Annotated in this window: 21 protein-coding genes; 14 read left to right on the plus strand and 7 right to left on the minus strand. The window is 69.3% G+C overall.

The features are described from left to right. Window positions 1-25: 25 nt before the first annotated feature. Window positions 26-1,177: an epoxide hydrolase family protein gene (locus tag ACWCO8_RS36000; RefSeq protein ID WP_451035734.1), complete on the minus strand. Its 1,152-nt coding sequence runs from the start codon at window positions 1,175-1,177 to the stop codon at window positions 26-28. Between the two features lie 403 nt (window positions 1,178-1,580). Then, the gene (locus ACWCO8_RS36005; RefSeq protein WP_451035735.1) at window positions 1,581-2,054 is read right to left on the minus strand and encodes a MarR family winged helix-turn-helix transcriptional regulator; all 474 of its coding nucleotides are present in this window, start codon (window positions 2,052-2,054) and stop codon (window positions 1,581-1,583) included. 111 nt (window positions 2,055-2,165) lie between these two features. On the opposite strand from ACWCO8_RS36005, the gene ACWCO8_RS36010 reads away from it, so the two are divergent. Both ACWCO8_RS36010 and ACWCO8_RS36015 read left to right on the plus strand, forming a co-directional pair. After that, window positions 2,166-2,507 carry an EthD domain-containing protein gene (locus tag ACWCO8_RS36010; RefSeq protein ID WP_451035736.1) on the plus strand — a complete coding sequence of 114 codons (342 nt, stop codon included), beginning with the start codon at window positions 2,166-2,168 and terminating at the stop codon, window positions 2,505-2,507. 134 nt (window positions 2,508-2,641) lie between these two features. Next, window positions 2,642-3,505, plus strand: a complete 864-nt coding sequence (locus tag ACWCO8_RS36015) for a DODA-type extradiol aromatic ring-opening family dioxygenase (RefSeq protein ID WP_451035737.1) — start codon at window positions 2,642-2,644, stop codon at window positions 3,503-3,505. A gap of 31 nt (window positions 3,506-3,536) precedes the next feature. On the opposite strand, the gene ACWCO8_RS36020 is transcribed toward ACWCO8_RS36015, so the two are convergent. Beyond that, window positions 3,537-4,568, minus strand: coding sequence for an AraC family transcriptional regulator ligand-binding domain-containing protein (locus ACWCO8_RS36020; protein ID WP_451035738.1), 1,032 nt, complete (start codon window positions 4,566-4,568; stop codon window positions 3,537-3,539). Window positions 4,569-4,651: 83 nt separating this feature from the next. Here ACWCO8_RS36020 and ACWCO8_RS36025 point away from each other — a divergent pair, with 83 nt between their 5' ends. Continuing rightward, window positions 4,652-6,040, plus strand: coding sequence for a flavin-containing monooxygenase (locus ACWCO8_RS36025; RefSeq protein WP_451035739.1), 1,389 nt, complete (start codon window positions 4,652-4,654; stop codon window positions 6,038-6,040). Continuing rightward, complete coding sequence (locus ACWCO8_RS36030) at window positions 6,033-6,866, plus strand: SDR family NAD(P)-dependent oxidoreductase (RefSeq protein WP_451035740.1); 834 nt, start codon at window positions 6,033-6,035, stop codon at window positions 6,864-6,866. The genes ACWCO8_RS36025 and ACWCO8_RS36030 overlap by 8 nt, the downstream gene beginning before the upstream one ends. 132 nt (window positions 6,867-6,998) lie before the next feature. Here the strand turns inward: ACWCO8_RS36030 and ACWCO8_RS36035 are convergent, their stop codons facing one another. Beyond that, on the minus strand, window positions 6,999-8,000 hold the full coding sequence (locus tag ACWCO8_RS36035; protein ID WP_451035741.1) for an NADP-dependent oxidoreductase: 1,002 nt from the start codon (window positions 7,998-8,000) through the stop codon (window positions 6,999-7,001). Window positions 8,001-8,060: 60 nt separating this feature from the next. Continuing rightward, window positions 8,061-9,140, minus strand: coding sequence for an alkene reductase (locus tag ACWCO8_RS36040; RefSeq protein WP_451035742.1), 1,080 nt, complete (start codon window positions 9,138-9,140; stop codon window positions 8,061-8,063). Window positions 9,141-9,398: 258 nt separating this feature from the next. Here ACWCO8_RS36040 and ACWCO8_RS36045 point away from each other — a divergent pair, with 258 nt between their 5' ends. The 8 genes from ACWCO8_RS36045 (at window position 9,399) to ACWCO8_RS36080 (ending at window position 15,502) form a co-directional block, all read left to right on the plus strand. After that, window positions 9,399-9,962 carry a MarR family winged helix-turn-helix transcriptional regulator gene (locus ACWCO8_RS36045; protein WP_451035743.1) on the plus strand — a complete coding sequence of 188 codons (564 nt, stop codon included), beginning with the start codon at window positions 9,399-9,401 and terminating at the stop codon, window positions 9,960-9,962. 527 nt (window positions 9,963-10,489) lie between these two features. Continuing rightward, window positions 10,490-10,774, plus strand: coding sequence for a cupin domain-containing protein (locus ACWCO8_RS36050; RefSeq protein WP_451035744.1), 285 nt, complete (start codon window positions 10,490-10,492; stop codon window positions 10,772-10,774). 307 nt (window positions 10,775-11,081) lie between these two features. After that, window positions 11,082-12,281 (plus strand): RCC1 domain-containing protein, encoded by a 1,200-nt coding sequence (locus tag ACWCO8_RS36055; RefSeq protein WP_451035745.1) that lies wholly within the window; start codon window positions 11,082-11,084, stop codon window positions 12,279-12,281. Window positions 12,282-12,447: 166 nt separating this feature from the next. Further along, a complete protein-coding gene (locus ACWCO8_RS36060; RefSeq protein WP_451035746.1) occupies window positions 12,448-13,182 on the plus strand; it encodes an SOS response-associated peptidase in 735 nt (244 codons plus the stop codon). Between the two features lie 92 nt (window positions 13,183-13,274). Further along, window positions 13,275-14,027 carry a hypothetical protein gene (locus ACWCO8_RS36065; protein WP_451035747.1) on the plus strand — a complete coding sequence of 251 codons (753 nt, stop codon included), beginning with the start codon at window positions 13,275-13,277 and terminating at the stop codon, window positions 14,025-14,027. Between the two features lie 251 nt (window positions 14,028-14,278). Beyond that, entirely contained in the window at window positions 14,279-14,563 is a 285-nt protein-coding gene (locus tag ACWCO8_RS36070; protein ID WP_451035748.1) for a hypothetical protein, read from the plus strand. A gap of 170 nt (window positions 14,564-14,733) precedes the next feature. Next, window positions 14,734-15,273: a hypothetical protein gene (locus ACWCO8_RS36075; protein WP_451035749.1), complete on the plus strand. Its 540-nt coding sequence runs from the start codon at window positions 14,734-14,736 to the stop codon at window positions 15,271-15,273. Continuing rightward, window positions 15,254-15,502 (plus strand): hypothetical protein, encoded by a 249-nt coding sequence (locus ACWCO8_RS36080; protein WP_451035750.1) that lies wholly within the window; start codon window positions 15,254-15,256, stop codon window positions 15,500-15,502. The genes ACWCO8_RS36075 and ACWCO8_RS36080 overlap by 20 nt, the downstream gene beginning before the upstream one ends. 454 nt (window positions 15,503-15,956) lie before the next feature. On the opposite strand, the gene ACWCO8_RS36085 is transcribed toward ACWCO8_RS36080, so the two are convergent. Beyond that, window positions 15,957-16,862: a LysR family transcriptional regulator gene (locus ACWCO8_RS36085; protein WP_451035751.1), complete on the minus strand. Its 906-nt coding sequence runs from the start codon at window positions 16,860-16,862 to the stop codon at window positions 15,957-15,959. Between the two features lie 137 nt (window positions 16,863-16,999). On the opposite strand from ACWCO8_RS36085, the gene ACWCO8_RS36090 reads away from it, so the two are divergent. Together ACWCO8_RS36090 and ACWCO8_RS36095 are read left to right on the plus strand one after the other, a co-directional pair. Next, complete coding sequence (locus ACWCO8_RS36090; protein ID WP_451035752.1) at window positions 17,000-17,818, plus strand: inositol monophosphatase family protein; 819 nt, start codon at window positions 17,000-17,002, stop codon at window positions 17,816-17,818. Between the two features lie 41 nt (window positions 17,819-17,859). Next, entirely contained in the window at window positions 17,860-18,456 is a 597-nt protein-coding gene (locus ACWCO8_RS36095) for an NADPH-dependent F420 reductase (protein WP_451035753.1), read from the plus strand. A gap of 203 nt (window positions 18,457-18,659) precedes the next feature. Here the strand turns inward: ACWCO8_RS36095 and ACWCO8_RS36100 are convergent, their stop codons facing one another. After that, the gene (locus tag ACWCO8_RS36100) at window positions 18,660-20,120 is read right to left on the minus strand and encodes a lamin tail domain-containing protein (RefSeq protein ID WP_451035754.1); all 1,461 of its coding nucleotides are present in this window, start codon (window positions 20,118-20,120) and stop codon (window positions 18,660-18,662) included. Window positions 20,121-20,233: the final 113 nt, after the last annotated feature.

A 20,233-nucleotide genomic window follows, 5' to 3' on the forward strand; every position in this document is an offset into this window, starting at 1 on the left:
GGATGCTGCTTCAGTCGGCGCCGTGTCAGGCGCGGAGTGTTCTGAAGAAGGCGCGGATGTCGTCGACGAACAGGTCGGGCACCTCGAATGCCGGGAAGTGCCCGCCTTCGGCGTGCTCCCGGAAGAAGACGGCACTGTCGCCCGGGCCGAGGACCTTGCGGACCAGCGGGTCGCTGTAGAACAGCGAGGAGGCCATGGGCACGGCAGAAGGACCGCCCCAGCCCGGGTTGTCGGCGTGGGCCAGTTCCCAGTAGAAGTCGCCCGCCGCAGGTCCGGTCCGGGTGAACCAATAGAGGCTCGCGGTGATCAGCACGTTCTCGCGGCTGATCGGTGTGGCGGGGTTGGCCCACTGCACGAACTTCTCCGCGATCCAGGCCAACTGCAGGATCGGCGAGTCCGCAAGGCCCGCCGAAAGGGCGTTGGGCGCGGTCGAGTGCAGCACCCGGTAGCCCTTCATCTGCGACCAGCTGCGCTGCGCCGCTTCGAGCTCGGCGTGTTCCTGCGGGCTCAGGCCGTCCGGCACCGGGAGATCCTCACCGACCATGCCGAGCTGGAGCCGATCGCCATGGGTGTGCGCGCCGATCACCCGGTCGGGCAGCAGCATCGCCAACCGGCCGGTCACGCCGGCCCCGAGGTCCCCTCCTTCCACGCCGAAGCGCTCATAGCCAACACGGGTCATCAGCTCGCCGTAGGCCATGGCGGTGCGCTCCAGATTCCAGCCGCGCGCCGAGAGCGGGCTGGAGAAAGCGAAGCCGGGCAGCGAAGGGATGACGACATGAAACGCGTCGGCCGGGTCCCCGCCATGCGCGCGCGGATCGGTCAGCGGCCCGCTCGCTTCCAGGAACTCGACGAACGAGGTCGGGTAGCTGTGATTGAGCAGCAGGGGCGTGGCGTCCGGCTCCGGCGAACGGATGTGCAGGAAGTGGATGGTCTGCCCGTCGATCTCGGTCAGGAACTGCGGGAACGCGTTCAGCCTCGCCTCGTGTGTCCGCCAGTCGAATCCGTCCGCCCAATAGTCGGCCAGCTCATGCACGTAGGCCGACGGGATGCCGTGATCCCACTCCGATTCGGCGCCGGGAACCGGGTACGGCGACCGGGTGCGCGCCAGACGGTCATGCAGGTCATCGAGATCGGCCTGCGGGATCTGGATCCGGAAAGGGCTGATGTCAGCACACATGATCGCCAGCATAGGACATTGCGGATGTAACGCCATGAAAGCGGCGTACGGCTAGCGCTGCGTCAATCAGCCCCATGGCCGCACCGAGACGCCCCCTTCCGTGCGGCCGGAGGGGATCCGCACCGTCACCGCATCAGCTCCCCACGCCCTCCGGCCCGATACCCTGCGCCGACCGGAGGGGGTTCGTTCCGGCAGCCGGCCGTCGAGCCGCCAGGACGAGGCCCCGGCCTCGGACGGCGACTGCCGGCTCTGGCGGTGTAACGGATCGCTGCTCTCAGATCGGAACAGGTCGTCATCGGCGCCCGCTCACAGGCGACGGATCTCATCGACTCGTACCGCCGACGCAGTAATGCGGCGATCGGCACGCGGCGCGGGAACGTCACCAACTACCACGCCGTCGCCCTCATCCACCGGCGGCATCCCGCCGCACGGTCTCGGCGATGTCGGCCAGTGCCGCGCCGAGTTGGCGGCGCTGGGCAGCGGTCAGGGGGTCGAACACGAGGCGGCGCACTTGCGCGACATGTCCCGGCGCGCTGTCGACGAGCTTCTGCCGGCCGCTGTCGGTCAGCGTGGCCAGGGTGTAGCGGCCATCGCTCGGGTCGACTCGACGTACGATCCACCCCCGCGTCTCGAAGCGGTCCATCAGCTTCGACAGCCGCGGGAGAGCGCTGTTGCAGTCCCGAGCCAACTCGCTGAACCGCATGGTGACCTGATCCGCCATGGACAGCCGGGCGAGCACGCCGTACTCGAAGTTCGAAATGCCCGCGTCGCGCTGCAACTGGCGGTCCAGGGCCGCGGGCAGCGCGATCACGACGGTGAGAAGGTCCTGCCAAAGCTCCTGCTGCTCGGCGTCGAGCCACGGTGACGATGCGTCCATGCGACCCATCCTAACTTGCCCAGGCAAGAGACATCTCTTGCCTGGGCAAGTCATCGTCGCCTACCGTATGAGTTGCCCAGGCAAGTCAATCTCGACTTCAAGGAGCCATCTGTGATCAAGATCAGCATCTTCCTGACCCGGCGGGCCGACCTCACCCATCAGGAGTTCGTGGACTACTGGCCGAAGCACACCGCACTGATCACGAGCCTGCCCGGCGGCGAGGTCCCGGTCCGCCGCTACGTCCAACTTCTCCCCACCGACGACGAGATCCCCGGCATCAGCACCGCCACCTACGACGGTGTCGCCGAGATATGGGTCGACACCGTCGCCGACGCCGCCCGCTGGTTCACCTCCGACACCTACACCACAGCGGTCGCCGCGGACGAGGAGAACTTCATCGACCGCTCCAAGACCCGCTTCCTCTACACCACCGAGAGCCAGATCTTCGGCTGAGCACCGCCGTCGGAGGCGACGCGCCCTCGGGCCGGCAGCCGGCCACAGGTGAACGACACGGAACGCGGCCCGGGCGACCCGTCGATGAGGTCGCCCGGACCGGCCCGCCCCAACCGGCAAGGAGCGACACTCCATTGACCACTCACCCCACGCCCCCCATCCCCGCCGGGGCGTACGACGATCACCTCGCCCGGGTCCTCCCCAGGGCCCACGAACAGCGGCTCTGGACCCCCACCGACGGGGCACTCCCGAGCCTGTTCATCAGTCACGGCGCACCCTTCACCCTCGACGATCCACAGTGGCTCGACGACCTGTTCACCTGGGCGCAGTCCCTGCCCAAACCGAAAGCCATCGTGATCGTCTCGGCGCACTGGGAGGACGCACCGGCCGCGATCTCGGGCGCGGCCGCGGGCACCCCACTCCTCTACGACTTCAGCGGCTTCCACCCCCGCTACAAGACCCTCCCTTACGCGACCCCGGACGCGACCGACCTCGCCCGACGCCTCACCGCCACGCTCAACCCGGCGACCACGGTCCACGAGCACCGCGACCGGGGTCTCGACCACGGCGCGTTCATCCCCCTCATGGCCATGTATCCCGCGGCGGACGTCCCGGTCGTCCAACTGTCCATGCCCAGCCTCGACCCCGCCACGCTGCTCGAACTCGGGACTCGCCTGCGCTCCCTGCGCGACGAAGGCATCCTGGTCATCGGCTCGGGCTTCATGACCCACAGCTTCGCGGTCCTCCGCCGCCCGGACCTCGCCGGACACACCAGAGCCTTCGACGAGTGGGCCGCCGACGCACTGGAGCGGGGCGATGTCGACGCCCTCACCGACTACCGCCACAAAGCCCCCGGCGCCAAGATCGCCCACCCCACGGCCGACCACTACGTACCCCTGCTCCTCACCATCGGCGCCGCGAACGACCCCAGCAGCGCCACGAGCCCGATCGACCGCATGGTCATGGGGAATTCCATCCGCTCGGTACAGATGAACTGAGGACGGGAGCGATCGACCGCGGCCGGCAGCGTCACATCGTCGGAGGTGAAGCGATTCCGGCCCGCGCCTGGCTCGGTGTCCGTCCGGTCCAGCGGATGTACGCGCGTCTGAACTCGCGCGCGTCGGTGTAGCCGACTTCTTCGGCGATCGCGCCGATCGGCAGGCCGCTGCCGGTGAGGAGAGCGGTCGCGCGGTGTTCTCGTACTCGGTCGCGGATCGCACTGAATCGGGTTCCGGCATCTGTCAGTCGACGCCGGAGCTGGCGTTCGGTGATCGCGAGTCGCTCCGCGGCCTGGGCCATGGTGAGGGGGCGGCGCAGGCGTTCGGCCAGCATCATCTCGAGGGTGGCGATGAGGTCGTCCGGACCCTTCTCGTCGAGCTGGCGGCGGCACGCTTCGAGGGCGAGTACACGATTTGCCTCGTTGTAGGTGCTGAGGCGCACGTCGAGCAGGCCCGCAGGGAGCAACATCCGGTGGGCATCGGCTTCGTACTCGATCGGGCACTGGAAGAAGCGTGCGTAGGCGAGCGCGCGGTCGCGTTGTACGGTGTACCCGAGCTGGAGCCTGGATGGCGCGAAGTCCGGGCCGAGGAGTGTCCGGGCGAGCAGCAGGGTGCTGGCGAACGCCTCCTCGAACGCGACCAGGGCGGGGTCCGGGTGGCGCTGATGCAGGCGAAAGCCCACCTCGGGTCCCAGCCGTTCGATCTCCACGTCCGTCAGTGAGCCGGCCGCTTGGTGGAGCTCCGATGCGGCCAGCGCGGCGTCGCCGACGGTCTCGCTCGACCGGAGGGCGATCCCGAGCATTCCGAAGGAGAACAGCGGGTCGCGGGTACCGACCCGAAGGCCGACCGGGCCGTCCAGGACCTGGAGGGCACGTCCCACGATCGCCGCGGTCTGACGGTACGACACCCGTGTCTCCGGACGCCCCAGGATCTCCTCGGTCAGGCCGCTTCCGGCGAACCAGTTCTGTGTCGCGCAGCCCTCGGCCCGCGCGACTTCGATCAGGCCGAGGAGGACCGAGGGCGGGATGACGGCGACGCTCAGTCGCGGGTCATGGTCGCGCATGCGCCTCCTCGCGTCCGGTTTGCCCCCCATTCTAGGAGGAGATGCCCTCCCCTCGCCGATGTTCCCGGTGGTGTCATCTGCCCATGACTCAGACCCCTTCCAGCGGCTTCCGGGCGGCCGTCATAGGCGCCGGTCCGGCAGGCCTGTCGATGGCGCGTGCGCTCAGGCGCGTCGGCATCGGCTACGACCAGTTCGAGCGGCACTCCGACGTCGGCGGTATCTGGGATCTCGACAATCCCGGCACCCCGATGTACGAGTCGGCGCACTTCATCTCCTCACGGAAGCTCTCGGGATTCTTCGACTTCCCGATGCCGGACACGTATCCGGACTATCCGAGCAACCGTCAGATCCTGTCCTACACACGGTCGTTCGCCGAGACCTTCGGACTGCGCGAGGCGATCCGGTTCAACACCTCGGTCGAGCGCGTCACGCGCGACGGGGAGCGGTGGACCCTGTCGCTTTCCGACGGCTCCACTGCGACGTACGACGCTGTCGTCTGTGCGACCGGTGTGACGTGGCAGCCACGCTCCCCTCAGCACCCGGGGGTCTTCGACGGCGAGGTGCGCCACGCCGGCACCTACCGCGACCCCGCGGAGTTCCGGGGGAAGCGGGTGCTGATCGTGGGGCTGGGAAACTCTGGGGCCGACATCGCCTGCGACGCCGCCCAGAACGCCGACGCCGCCTTCGTCAGCGTACGCCGCGGGTACCACATCATCCCCAAGCACCTCTTCGGGATGCCGATCGACGAGTTCGCCGAGCGTGGCCTGAGTCTCCCGATCAGGGTCGAGCGCTTCTTCTTCAGCCGCCTACTGAGGCTGATCCAGGGCGACTTGACCAGGCTTGGACTATCCAGGCCCGACCACAAGCTCTTCGAGACGCATCCCCTGCTGAACAGTCAGCTGGTCCACCATCTCCAGCACGGTGATGTCGCCATCCGCGGCGATGTGACCAGCTTCAGCGGCCCGCGGGTGAACTTCGCCGACGGTACGTCGGAGGAGATCGACCTGGTCCTGTACGCCACGGGCTACGACTGGGGGATGCCGTACGCCGAGCACTTGTTTGAGTGGAACGAGGGGCGCCCCGACCTCTACCTCACCGCGTTCAGCCGGACCCAGCCGAACCTCTTCGGCCTCGGCTACCTCGAGACCAACTCCAGCGCCTACACACTGTTCGATCACATCAGCCATGTCGTCGCCCAGCACCTCGACGATCAGCGGGCAGCGCCGGCCCGAGCCGAGGTGTTCCGACACCGCATTCAGCAGGACCGTCCCGACCTCGGCGGCGGGATCAATTTCGTCGCCACCCCGCGCAACCAGGGATACGTGGACGCAGCCGCCTTCAAGCGGTACCTGCGCGAGGTTCGTCGTGACCTCGGCTGGACCGAGCTCACTCCCGGCATGTTCGACAGCGTCAGGAAGCAGCCGACGAACAAGGACGGGCGGACTCGAGCCACCGGAGGCGCTCATGTCTGAGCGCAGACTCGCCCTGGTCACGGGAGCGGCCGGCGGTATCGGTCTCGAAGTGTCACGACGTCTCGCCGCCAGGGGCCACACCGTGATCGTCGTCGACCGCGACGCCACGCTGACGCAGCGCGCGGCCGCCGGGATCGCGCCCGCCGGCATCCCCGTCGTCTGCGACCTCACCGACCCCACCGACGTCTCGGCGCTCGTCCGGTCGATCGAGAACGAGTGGGCACAAGACCTCGACGTACTCATCTGCAACGCCGGGGTCATCGTCCCCGGCGATGTCACCGACCTCGCCACGGAGCAGATCGACCTCCAAATCGACGTCATGCTGCGCAGCGTCCTGCATGTCGTGGCCGGCGCCGCACGCGTCTTCAAGCAGAAGAACGAGGGCCACATCCTCGCCACGGTGTCGACGGGCGGGATCCTCGCCCTTCCGGGGTCGGCGACCTACTCGGCGGCCAAGGCCGGCGTGCGGGCCTACCTGGCGGCCCTGCACGCCGAACTGCGCGACACCGACGTGGCCGTCAGCGGAATCTACGTCAGCGCGGTCGACACTCCGATGCTGCACCACGAGGCGACGCACGGCGGCAGCGTGCTCAACTTCGTCGGCACCGTCACCTCCGTCGACAAGGTCGCCGACCGCTACGACCGTGTACTCCGCACCCGACGCCTGGAGACCTACCTGCCCTACGGCGACAGCATCGTCTGCAGGACGCTCGAATGCTTCCCCTGGATCCTGCCCCGACTGCTCACCGTGCTCAACAAGATCGGGGAACGGGGCCGCAAGAGGTACCTCCTCAGGCAGAAGGCTGCCGCCTCACAACCCCTCTGACACTCCAGCCGTAGGGCGCGTTCGGGTGAGGCGACGAGCCATGGCCTCCTCGACGCGGGCGACCTCGGCGGGCGCTCCCGCGAGGTCGGCCGGCATCTGGTCGGTCGCCTTGCGTGCCGCAGGTACGGGGAGCTAGTTGAGCGGGGGAACGCCGGGCTGGTCGGCCGCGTCGAGGACCGCCCGGGCCTCAGGGTCGACAGGCGTCGTGGCGGTGATGACGATCTTGCCTCGCAGGTGGCCGCCATCGAGGCGGCGGTAGGCGTCGGACGCCTTCTCCAGAGGGAAGACCGCTTCGATGGGCATGCGCAGCCGGCCGTCCTCGATCAGCGGCAGGACGTCGGCCCAGACCTGCGGGAGGGGCAGGCTTCCCTTGGAGAAGCGAACACCGTGCCGGGCGGCGTCCAGGTCGGCGATGGTGACGACGTTCTCCGGGCTCCCGGCAAGTTCGACGGACAGGGGCAGGACGCCGCGTCCGGAGGCGTCGAGGACGGCGTCGATGCCCTGCGGGGCCGCGGCGCGTACCCGGTCGGCCAGGCCCGCGCCGTAGGTGACCGGGATGGCGCCGAGCTCGCGGAGGTAGGCGTGGTTGGCTTCGGCTGCGGTGCCGATGACGGTGGCGCCCCACGCGCGGGCGAGTTGGACGGCCATCAGGCCGACGCCACCGGCGGCGGCGTGGACCAGCAGGGTCTGGCCGGACCGCAGCCCGAGTTCGCGCAGAGTGCGGTACGCGGTCTCCGTGGCGACCGGCAGCGCGGCGGCCTGCTCGAAGGTGAGGGAGCCGGGCTTGGCGACGATGTCGTCGGCCGGGGCCAGGGCGTGGGTGGCGAGGGCGTCGGGCCGAACGGTGCGTCCCAGCACCGGCCGGCCGAGGTCCCACTCGGTGACACCGGGGCCGACGGCGTCGATGACACCGGCCATCTCAAGGCCCAGGGGCTGGGGTTCGGCGGGGGCCTCTTGGCCGGGATTGAACAGGCCTCGCCGCAGCTTGGAGTCCAGGGCGTTGGCACCGGCGGCGTGGATGCGGACGCGGACCTGGCCGGGGCCGGGCTCCGGGAGCGGCACCTCGGCGAGTTCGAGCACCTCGGGGCCGCCGTAGGCGGCGTGCTGGAGCCTGCGGGCGATCGTGGCAGTCATGAGGGGATCTCCTTCTGGCGCGTGTGGGAGAGGTGGGAGAGCGGTGAGTGGTGCGGCTGCTCAGGCGGTCAGGGCCGGGTAGTCGGTGTAGCCGCGCTCGTCGCCGCCGTAGTAGGTGGCCGCGTCCGGCGTGTTGTACGGGCCGCCGGCCGCGAGACGGCGGGGCAGGTCGGGGTTGGCCAGGAACAGCGCGCCGAAGGCGATCATGTCCGCGGCGCCGTCCTCGATCAGACCGAGGGAGGCTTGACCCGTGGGTTCGGGGTGCGTGAACGGGTTGAGGACGAACGTGCCGGGCCAGTCCTTGCGAAGGCGCTCGGTCAGACTGCGGTTGGGGCCTTCGAGCACGTGCAGATAGGACAGCTCCAGCGGCGCGAGACGGGCCACCAGGGCCGTGTAGGTCTCCTCCAGGTCTGCCTGGTCGGTCTCGGAGATGTCGTTGAAGGGGGTGCCGGGCGAAATGCGGATACCGGTGCGGTGGGCGCCGATCGCCTCCGCGACGGCCTCGGCTACCTCGACAGCGAAGCGCACCCGGCCCGCGACATCGCCTCCCCAGGCGTCGTTGCGCTGGTTGGCGTTGGGGGCGAGGAACTGGTGGATCAGGTAACCGTTCGCTCCGTGGACCTCGACCCCGTCGAAGCCGGCGGCGATCGCGTTGCGCGCCGCGTCGGCGAAGTCGGCGATCGTTTGGACGATCTCGTCGTGCTCCAGTTCCTTGGGCGTGACGAAGTCCTTGGGGCCCTGGTGGGTGAACACCTGGCCCTTCGCCGCGACGGCGGAGGGACCCACCGGGATCAGACCGTCGGGCAGCAGGCTGGGGTGGCCGATGCGGCCGGTGTGCATCAGCTGGGCGAAGATCACCCCGCCCTCGCGGTGGACCGCGTCGGTCACCCGCCGCCAGGCGGCGACCTGCTCGGCGGAGTGCAGGCCCGGAGTGTCGGGGTAGCCCTGGCCGATCACCGACGGCTGGATGCCCTCGGTGACGATCAGCCCGGCGCTCGCTCGCTGCGCGTAGTAGGTCGCCGTCAGCTCCGTCACGCTCGCACCCGGCCCGTAGGCGCGGCTGCGGGTCATCGGCGCCATGGCGATGCGGTTGGCCAGGCGCTTGCCGCCCAGCTCGATCGGGTCAAAAGCGGTCGTCATGATCATTTCCTTGTTCAGGGAGAGGGAGGTTGCCCGGTTCACCGGCATTCCATCGGTGTGCGATACCGACTGCACCAGACTTACCTGTCCGAACAAGTAAATCATCGCGAACCCTTCCCCCATCGCCGTGTGATCCACGTCACACAAGGGGCTCTTGCGCTGGGAAGGTGGTCCTCCATACCCAGTGCCACATGACGACAGGGGCGGCTATCCTGATTACTGTCCGGCCAGTGATTGGCCGAGAAAGGGACGGAAACGATGAGCCGGGCGACACACCGGGACACGCAAAACGAGTCACTCGAAGCGGCGCAGCCCTCCACGGTGACGGTGCCGGCCTCCGCACAGGCGGGGCCCGTCAGTCACGCGATCTTCCGCGTGGCCCGCCTGCACCGCATGATCGCCGGGCAGCTCCTGCGCCGCGTCGGCCTCCACCTCGGCCAGGAGCTCGTGATGATGCACCTGTGGGAGCTCGGCCCCCAGCGGCAGACCGACCTGGTACGCCTGCTCGACTCCGACGCCGCCACGATGACCCGCAGCATCAAGCGCCTGGAGAACGCCGGCTTCGTCCGCCGCCGCCCCTGCCCCGACGACAAACGCGCCGTCATCATCGAACCCACCACGGCCAGCCAAGCGCTGCGGCGTGAGGTCGAACGCATCTGGTCCGAACTCGAAGCCGCCACCACGGGCGGCCTCGCTCCCGATCAGCAAGCGGAGGCTCTGCACATCCTGCGCCGCATCGAGGACAGCCTCGCCCGCACCGCCGCGCAGACTCCCCCGGCGGACACCCCAGCGCAGACTCCCCCGGCAGACGCCCCCGCTTAGCAAGTCAGTCGGGCGTTCTACCCGCCATGCGGCGCAGCCGGTCGATGGTGCGAGCCAGCCTGCCGGCGGGAGCTCGGAGAGGTCGGGCGAGGTCTCAGGACTGGTGGCGGGTGAACGTGGATCCAGCCGATCAGTCGATCCAAGGGGTTCACCGTGCCTGGTTCCAACTCGCCTCAGCCGCAGTCTCGCTCGTGGCCGTACGTGGTGACGGCCGTCGTGGTCGTGGCCGTCCAGCAAGGGTGGGAAGCGCAGCATGTCATCACACTCACCGTGAGCCTTCTCGTGCTGGTCGCTCTGGTGACTTCCGCCGGCGGTCGCTAGCGGCCGAGAAGCCAGGCACGCACATTCCTCCGGCAGCGCAGGCCGACGCAGTGGCACGCTCCAGCCGGATCGCCTGGCTCTCGCCCGCCCTGATCGCCGATCCGATCCCCCGCGATCCGCGCTCACATCCCCGGGCAGCGCTACCGCGCCAGCGCGCACGCGGGGGCTAGCCTGCCACCTGGGCAACCGAAGACGAGGAGACACCGATGACGACCACCGCCCGCGCCACCTTGCAGCAGGAGGACGAGCGGGTACGCGTCACTCGCTGGGACTTCGCGCCGCAGGAGAGCACCGGCCGCCATGTGCACGAGTACGCCTACGTCGTCGTACCCGTCACCGACGGGACGATCGACGTGATCACTCCCGACGGCACCGTCACCTCCTCACAACTGCGGTCGGGCGAGTCCTACGCCCGCCCGGCCGGCGGCGAACACGAAGTCGTCAACAGCGGCACCACCCCGCTGACCTTCGTCGAGATCGAACAGAAGTAGCCGACGACTCCGCACTCACCCACCGGAAGGGCGTCAGCCGGCCGGTTGGCGGTCTGGTTGGACCGGGTGTGTGCTGCTGTTGGCCCCGGCAGGCCCGGCTGCTTGTGGGCGTAGCCGGGCCAATGCGGAACGCAGCGGTTCGTCCGGCACCCGATTGAGGGTCCCCCTGATGAGTGAAGTGGCCGTCCCGCTCGCCCGTAAATGATCTAGGTTGGGGCACATGCGCGGCCGCCTTTCGGCGCCTATGGGCTTTATGTCCCCTCTGTGGTGTCAGTCGGCCATCCCTCTGTTCAGGAAGGTCTTCAGCATGCCCCGATCCAGTTGGCGCTCGCTGCGTCGCTCGTCCGTCCTTGTGGTGGCGGCCGCTGCCCTTGCCGCGGCCCCGGTGGCCGCGTCGGCCCATGCGGGCGATCCGACCGTGCTGAGCTGGGGGGCAGGCCGTACCGGGCAGCTCGGCAACGGCACCCTGGCCGACAGCCTCTCCCCGTCCTCGGTCACCGACCTCGTGCGCAGTGACGTCGACCAGATGTCGGCTGGCGGCACCTCCTCGGCCGACTCCTTCGCCCTCGCCCGTACCGGTACGACGGTCAAGTCGTGGGGCCACAACTCCTCCGGCCAGCTCGGCAACGGCGGCAACACCAACCAGGCCGTGCCCACGACCGTCCCCCGCCTGACCAACATCAAGGACATCGCGGCGGGCGGGAAGCACGCCCTCGCCCTCGACACCGCGGGCCAGGTCTACTCCTGGGGTGACAACGCCTACGGCCAGCTCGGCAACAACCGCACCGGCGACAGCCGCACGGTCCCCGACCGCGTCCAGGGCATGCCCAAGGTCAAGCAGATCTCGGCCGGCTGCGACTTCAGCCTCGCGCTCCTTGAGAACGGCAAGGTGTACGCCTGGGGCCGCGGTATCCACGGCCAGCTCGGCAACGGCAGCCGCGCCACCAGCTCCGTACCCCGCCAGGTCCACGGCCTGGAGAACATCACGGAGATCGACGCCGGCTGCCATCACGCCCTTGCGCTGACCGCCGACGACACGGTCAAGTCCTGGGGCTACAACCTCTACGGCCAGCTCGGCAACTCCTCCACCAAGTCCGCCACCGAACCCGTCGACGTCGACTGGGTGGAAGCCGTCTCGGACATCGAGGCCGGCGCCTTCCACAACTACGTCACCACCAGCGACAGCCACGTCTGGGGCTGGGGCAACAACCAGTACGGCCAGCTCCTGGAGTCCGACGAGGCCTTCGACTCCAACGTCTCCCGCACCAACCGCACCGCCCCGGTCGAGATCCCGCGCCTGGAGGGCGTCCAGCAGCTCGCGGCCGGCGCCCGGCACGGCGTCGCCCTCACGGCGGACGACGTCTTCGCCTGGGGTCACAACGGCGAGGGCCAGCTCGGCAACGGCACGACCGTCCCCCGGTACGACTCGGTGAAGATCCTCAAGGAGGGGGCGGCGATCAAGGGCGTGACCGTCTCGCTGGGCGGCAACACGACGTACGCGTACTGACCCCACACCTGAGCCACACTCCCCGAACCGGGCACAGCTCGGACTCTGAGCGCCGTACCTGGCCACACGGGCCGGGTACGGCGCGCGTCCAGGAGCGGCACGCCGCGGCCGCCGCCTGACCCCCGGCTACCGTTCCCCAGCGCGGGTGCCGTGGCACAGTGGCGGTATGTGCGGCCGCTACACCTCCACCCGCAGTCCTGAGGACCTGACCCGGCTCTTCCAGGTCACCGACTGGCGCCCCGACGAAACACTGCAGCCCAGCTGGAACGTCGCGCCGACCGACGAGGTCTACGCGGTCCTCGAACGCGCCGCGCGGGACGACGGTGACGAAGTGCACCGTGAACTGCGGGCGCTCAAGTGGGGTCTGGTGCCGTCGTGGGCGAAGGACCCGAAAGTCGGCTCCCGGATGATCAACGCACGGGTCGAGACGATCCATGAGAAGCCCGCCTACCGGCGCGCCTTCGCCAAGCGCCGCTGCGTACTGCCGGCCGACGGCTTCTACGAATGGGAGCCGGTGAAGGACGAGCAGACGGGCAAGACCCGGAAGCAGCCGTACTTCATCCACCCCAGCGACGGCCGGCTGATGGCCATGGCCGGACTCTACGAGTACTGGCGCAACCCCGACGTCACCAGCGACGACGACCCCAACGCCTGGCTCATGACCTGCACGATCATCACCACCGAGGCCACCGACGCAGCAGGCCGCGTCCACCCCCGCATGCCACTGGCCCTCACCCCCGACCACTACGACGCCTGGCTCGACCCCCACCACCAGAACACCGAAGACCTCCGCGCCCTGCTCGCCCAGCCCGCGGACGGCCAACTCGACGCCCGGCCCGTCTCCATGGCCGTGAACAACGTCCGCAACAACGGCCCGCACCTCCTGGACCAAGTCACCTGACACGCTCGCACCGTCCCCCAATAGGGCGATTGGGCTGTGGAGGTCAGGCGCTGCAACCGACTGGACGGCGCCGCAGACTGCATGGTGGGGGCATGATCGGGACCGTCATCGCGATCCTTGGCCTGGTCGTGTCGGTGGCAACCGCTGTTGTCGGCTACCGCCACGGCCACCGCACCGAGAGAGCTCAGCGGATGCGCGATGAGCGTGAGGAGCGGACTCGGAGACGGCGCGAGGAGGAGGCTGCGCGGACGGAACGGATCCGGCAGGCGAGCTGGATCTCGAATTACGTCGAGGCCGACGGCGATCGTGTCACGGTGTGCAACGGCAGTAGCCAGCCTGTCGGAGATGTTCGTGTCCTCGCCGGGGAGGTCGTACTTCGACCAGACCGTGTCAGGCTGCTGATGCCGGGCGGATGCTCGACGTTTGCCCTTCTCCTGGAGGGCACGGGCCGCGAGCTCGATCCCGCAGGGATGGCCGTGGAGTTCACCGATGTTGCGGGCCGTGCCTGGCGGCGCACCGCCGATGGAAGACTCCGCGAGCGGATTTCCCCCGAGGGCGACCCGCCGCTGTGGGGTCCGCCCATCGTTCCGCTCGTCGAACCGTATCGGAACCCCCTTCCGGGAGCCGGACGCAGCCACACCGGCGGCGGCGCCGTCCTGCGGCCTGAGGGCCCGCCTTCAGGGCCGCTCAGCCCGCCTGCTCAGCCGCCGCCGGGCCCGGCCCCCGCGCCGGCCGGCGGTGGGAACACCCACGGTCAGGGCGGCATCTCGTGGCGCTCTGTGTTCGTCCTCGGCTGTCTCGGCGCCGCGGCCGCCCTCGCGTACCTCATCGCACGGCTGGTCTGAGCCGGCAGACGCCTGGTATCCGCCGCGAGTAGGCGTGACCTGTTCGGCGGTCAGCCGGGCCGCCGGGCTCCGCGGCTCGGACCGGATTTCCGTGAAGCCCAGGTTCGCCCAGCCCCTGCCACAGCGGAAGCCCGGTTTGGATGACCGGTGCGCCTATCCGGGTCACGTCCTGACGTCCCCCGAGCGAGAGACGCTCGGCGGGGGAAGTCGATTCGCACAAGGTGACCTTGGGATCCAGGAGGAGATCAGCTATGTACGCAGTGATTCGGCGTTACGAAGGAGTGACCGACTCTGCCGAGGCGGGACGCCGAGTGGACGAGGGATTCGTACCTCTCCTCCGCCGAGTCCCCGGCTTCGTGGCCTACTACTGGGTGGACGCCGGAGACGGAGTGATGGTCTCCACCAGCGTCTTTGAAGACCGATCCGGGGCCGAAGAGTCGATCGAGCGGGCGGCGGACTTCGTGAGGGACAACCTCGCGTCGCTGCTCCCCAACCGTCCTCAGGTCACGGCCGGCACGGTCGTGGCTGCTGGATAGCGGCCTGCGGAGTCGGCCCAGGAGAGGGGCCGCCCGATGGACAGTCAGCAGCAGGCAATGGTGGCCGGTCCAGATGGCGCGTAGCGCAGCCCCAATACAAGTCCTCTACGGGTTGGTATGCCCTGGTTCGCCGATAGTTTCCATCCCATCCCAACAGAGGCGGAGAGGCCGTGAAGACGAGAACCGCGACCGTGTGGTTCACGCCGGCGTTGCGCACGCTCACAGTTCTCCTCGGCGCGGGGTCATTCGGATTGGGGGCACATGCGGTCTTCGCGACCCAGAACGGGACCGGCGCCGCAGCCTTGATCGTCTTCGGGGGCGTCCTCCTTCTCCTCGCTCTGCTGGGCAGTCGCGTCGAGAGCCTTGAGTTCGGAGGGGCCACCCTGAGGCTTCGGGCCGCCGCAGCGGAGAGGTTCGCACTGGCGGAGGAGTCCGAACGTCTGGGCGACATTGCCACGGCTCATCAGTTGCGTGCGGAGGCGCGGACGCTGCTGGACGCTGCGGGGCCCATCGCCGCCGACTACGGCTCAGTGCGTGGATCGATGCGCCCCGGTGCCGCGCGCACCCAGGCTCTGGAAGACGTGGTTGCCCGTGCGCGCCGCTTGGCGCAGGAGCAGTCCTTCGAGTCGGCCGAGGTCTTGGTGCTGGTTGCGGGAAGGTACGGAGGAAGAGCGCATTACGGCCTTGGCGATGATGCAGGCCAAGCCTGAACTCCAGAACTTCGAAGCCACCCTCGCCGCCATCAGGCACCCGCGCACCCCCTTCGAGCAGTACCACGCGATGCGGCTCGCGGTGCAGATGGTCGACGGACTCGACGGAGGCCAGGCCAGGAGGCTGGCTGAAACAGTGGAGAGCCAGAGGGGTGTCCGCTTCCGAAGAGACTCAGACCGCGCGAGGCTTCGCGAGGAGATCCTCCGGAAGGTACGGGGTCGCTCGTAGGAGCGGGGTGGGGAGGCCCAACGAGCGGGCGTCCTGGACTCACCACGTCCGGCTTCCGGAAGGCGGTTCCGAGACGGTTCCACGAGCGGGACGAGCGGGCGGGCCCCACAGCGGCGAGTCGCCCTCCGGGGCAATCCGCTCGCGGAGCCCGTGGGGCGTGGGAAGTCGGTGACCTTGCCCGGCTTGTCGAGGGCGACCGGCATTTCGGGGGCCGGGGCGTCCTCCTGCTGGATGGCGGTGCCGTCGGGCATGAGGTGGGCGACGGCCGTACGGATCGCGTCGCGGCTGACACCGTGGTCGCGGGCGAGGGTGGCGATGGAGCGGCCCTCCAGGTACGCGGTGTGCACGGCGTCGGTCTTGCCGGCCGCCACGGCGGGGCGGCGACCGCCTTCGCAGCCCTTGGCCTCGGCGGCGAACTCGGGCTTCGCGACCGCATTCAGATCGACGGCGCCGACTACGACGCTCCGCACATGGCCAGCGCGGTTCGCGCCAGCCCGCGCAGCCAGGCGTGGGCGTGGTCGGTGTCGTAGCGCTGATGCCACGACAGGTAGATCGGTGCCGACGGCAGTTCGAGCGGGAGGGGGAGCACGACCAGGCCGAGGTCGGCGACCGCGGACCGTGTGGTGGCTTCGGGGACGCTGATCAGGAGATCGGAGCCGCGCGCGAACTCCAGCGCGGCCGCTTCCGTGGGCGCGGTCGCCACGACGCGGCGGGTGAGGCCGAGCCGCGCGAGGGCGTCGTCGAGGCCATTGCTGAGGTTTCCACGTCGCGAGACGGTGACGTGCTCAGCGGCGGCGTACTGCTCTGTGGTGACGGTCCTGACGCGGGTGAGGGGGTGCCCCTGCCTCGCGACGATGACGAGGCGGGTCTCACCCACCTTCTCGGCACGGATGTCCGGTGCGCTCGGGCCGTTGGCGTTCGCCTCCAGGTCGACTTCGCCGCGCCGCAACTCGGGGGTGTCGATGCTCGATTCCGCGACGAAGCGCAATCGCACGCCAGGCGCCTCTTCACGCACGGCCGAGAGCAGTGCGGGACCGCTCATGGCGACCAGGGAATCGTGCCAGCGGAGTGTGAAGGTGCGCTCCAACGTTGCCAGATCGAGTTCACGGCTCGGCGCCAGCACCCCTTGCACCTGGTGCAGCAGCTCGTGCACCTGTTCCCGGACGGCGATCGCGTACGGCGTCGGGGTCATCGTGCGGCCGGTGCGCACCAGGATCTGATCCCCGGTCGTGCGCCGGATCCGGCCCAGACTCCGGCTCATCGCGGGGGCGGTGACGTGCAGGCGTGCGGCCGCCCCGGCCACGCTGCCCTCCTCCAGCAGCGCGTCGAGCGCGGCCAGCAGGTTCAAATCCAATTGCATGTGAGTAATCCTAGCCGTGCTTTACATGCATTTGAAGTTAATCGGGGGGCTGCGTACCTTCGAGAGCAGAGCGCTGAACAGAGCGCACAGTTCGGCCCGAACGGCCCCATCACCTCATTCTCAAAAGGGAGTTCGCCATGTCCGAAATGATTCAGACCACTGACGTCGCCACCTCCGACGCCGACCTGCTCGACCAGACCGCGATCGCCGTGCGCGCGGCAGGTTCGGCGCTGCGCGAGCGCTTCGGTGACGTGGTCCCCTACCAGACCCGTGAAGAGCTGATGCGCGCGCTCGCCGCCAACGACGACACGGCCCTCGACATCCTGCGCCCCCGCCTCACGCGCCTGCGCCCGGACGCCGGTTGGGTGGAGGACGAGCTGGACGGCGGGGCGCTGCCGCCCGGCGAATGGTGGGTCGTGGATCCGGCCGAAGGCAACGTCAACCACCTGCACGCCCTGCCGGAGTGGGCGGTGACCGCCACCCTCGTGCGTGAGAACCAGCCGGTGCTCACCGCGGTCCACCTGCCGATGACCGGCGAGACCTACACCGCGCTCACCGGCGCGGGCGCCTTCCTCGACGGTCGGCCGCTGCAGGTCTCCGGGGCCGAGGACCTCGGCCTGAGCATCGTGGCCACCAGCCAGGCCCGGCCGGACGAGGACGAGAAGGTCGTGCGGCGCGTCGGCTCCTCGATCACCGCGATGCTCTTCGACGCGCTCGTCGTCCGCACCGCCGTGCCCGCGACCCTGCACCTGCTGAACGTGGCCGCCGGCCGGATGGACGCCTTCTGGCAGTTCGCCGGCGCCCGCGCGGACTTGCTGCCCGGAGCGCTGCTCGTCACCGAGGCCGGCGGACGGATCTCCGACGCCGAGGGCCGCCCCTGGACCCCGCAGAGCGAGAGCTTCCTGGCCGCCGCGCCCGGTGTCCACGCCGAAGCCGTCGCCACGCTCTCACGCTGACCGCCCACGACAACCCGCACGCACGGAAGGACCAGATCACCATGACCACGATCGCAGTTCTCGGAAACGGCCGCGTCGGCGGCAACCTGGCCACAGCCCTCACCCGCGCAGGGCATGAGGTGACCGTCGCGGACCGCGCGCCGGGCGCCGCCGCCGACGCTGCCCGGAGGGCCCAGATCGTCATCAACGCCACCCCAGGCGCCGGCTCGCTGGACCGGCTCGTCGCCCTGCGCGAGGAACTGCGCGACAAGATCCTCGTCGACGTCTCCAACGCCACCGTCGACGGACCGGACGGACTGCCCGCCGACCTGATCTACCCCGGCTCGAGCCTCGCCGAGCAACTCCAGGAAGCGCTCCCCGAAACGCGCGTCGTCAAGACACTCAACACCATGCTCTTCCCGGTGATGACCGCGCCGGCCACGCTCACCCAGACGCCCGACGCCTTCCTCTCCGGCGAGGACCCGCAGGCCAAGCAGACCGTCCGCGAACTGCTCATCAACCTCGGCTGGCGCAAGGAGTGGATCACTGATCTCGGCGGGATCCGGACCGCCCGCGCCACGGAGGCCGCGATTCTGTTCGTACCGCACGTGATCCGGTCCAGCGGGTTCACGCCCTTCGCGATCTCGATCGCCCGCTGATCCGCACACGGTGCACCGCCCCCGCTCCACGTGGATCACCGAGCCCTCCGCGGGCGGGTTCGTGGACCCGCCCGCGAGGGCCCGAGATCTGTGCACACGCGGAAGAGCTGGGCAGACCAACGGCTACCGCGCTACGTCCACCAGCCGACCAGCCCCGGGCCCCGCTAATCGATCACTTCGAAGTCACGCTGACGGATCGGGGCTCAGTACACCGTTCCGTTGGCGCGCTTGCCGGGCGAGCTGGACAGGGAGCTGATGGTGTTGTGCTTGCCCCAGCCGCCGGTCGCCGAGCCGTCAGGGCTTCGGTTGATGGACACCCCGTCGGAGTTCGCCTGGCTCGATGAGTAGCTCATCGACTGGACCGTCGCTCCGGCCGAATCCCGCAGGATCACCTGGTCACCGCTGTTGGACAGGTTGAGGCCGCCAGTACTGGCTGCCACCGCCACGATGCCACCGGGGATCGAGGAGCCCGCGCCGAACACGGTGATCGCCTTGCCGGGCTGCAGCGTCGTACCGGCCGCGAACGTGTGCCGCACCGCCGACCCGTCATGGACGGTCCAGCCGGCGATGCTGATTGCCGTGCCGCCGGTGTTCGCGACCTCGATGGCCTCGCCGGCGGTGCTGCTGCCCGGTTCGTTGGCCAGCACTTCGTTGATGATGACGTTGGCGGGTCCGCCGCCACCACCGATGACGAAGTCGTAGCGAGCAAGCACCGGGTAGTGGTCGCTGGTCGTCGTCGGGTAGTTCGGGACATAAGGCTGGGGCTGGAAGGCGGTAGCCGAGCCGGAGACGTACTTCGCCTGCACCTCGTTGGTGGTGAGTTGGTGGTCGATGAAGTCCGGGTAGCCCGCCGTCGACGGCACGCCCGCCAGCGACAGGGCCCGCGTCGGGAACGTGTAACGGGCCGCGTCGTTCACGAAGTTGGCGTAGGGCGAGGCCTTCTCGGGAGTGATGGAGGTGTCGACATCGTCGTTCCAGTCACCGATGACGAAGACGTTCTGTGTGGGGTAGGTCGTGTCGAGGTAGGACTTGAGGGCCTGCGACGCGGGGTTGCGCAGGTTCCACGCGTCCTGGGTGGACCCGGCCTTCGCGTGCAGGACGATGAAGACGAGGTCACGGGTGACACCGTCGAACGTGCCGCGCAACGTGAACTCCACCGGCGGGCGGCCGGCGAAGTTGCTGTTCTGGTTGGCCAGGATGACCTTCGCGCTCACCAGGGTGGCCATGCTGGAGCGCCAGACGAGGGCGACCTTCTGCTCGGTGTTGCCGAAGTCCGAGTAGTACTGCGCGCCGTTCGTCACGATCGGGTCGTTGGCCACGACCCCGGTGTACCCGGGCATGCCGGCCACGAGCGTGTCGAACGCCGAGGCGCTGACGACCTCGGAGAGGCCCCACACGTCCATGTCGGCGCCCGCCATGACGTCGCGTACGTTCCGCTGTTGAAGCGCCTCGTCGGTCGGGCCGAAGTCCGGCGCACCGAACCACTCGACGTTCCAGTTGCCGACGTCGAGCTGTGTCGGCGATCCCTGCGACGGAACCGAGGCGGCGGCATTCGACGCGGGAGCGGTGGTGAGCATGGCCACCGTCACGGCGGCGGCCAGGCAGGCGGCGCCGAGCGTGGTGGTGCGGCGGGGGCGTCTGACAGGTAGGTGACGAGGTGACATGAGGGTGCCTTTCGCGAGCGGTTGCGGACGGTCGCGGTGCACCGCACCGGGGGTGTGTGGGGGACACGCCGTGGCGGCAGGGCAGTTCTAGGCGGGCCGGGTTGCACGCGGGG

The organism is Streptomyces sp. NPDC001927 (genome assembly GCF_053594455.1).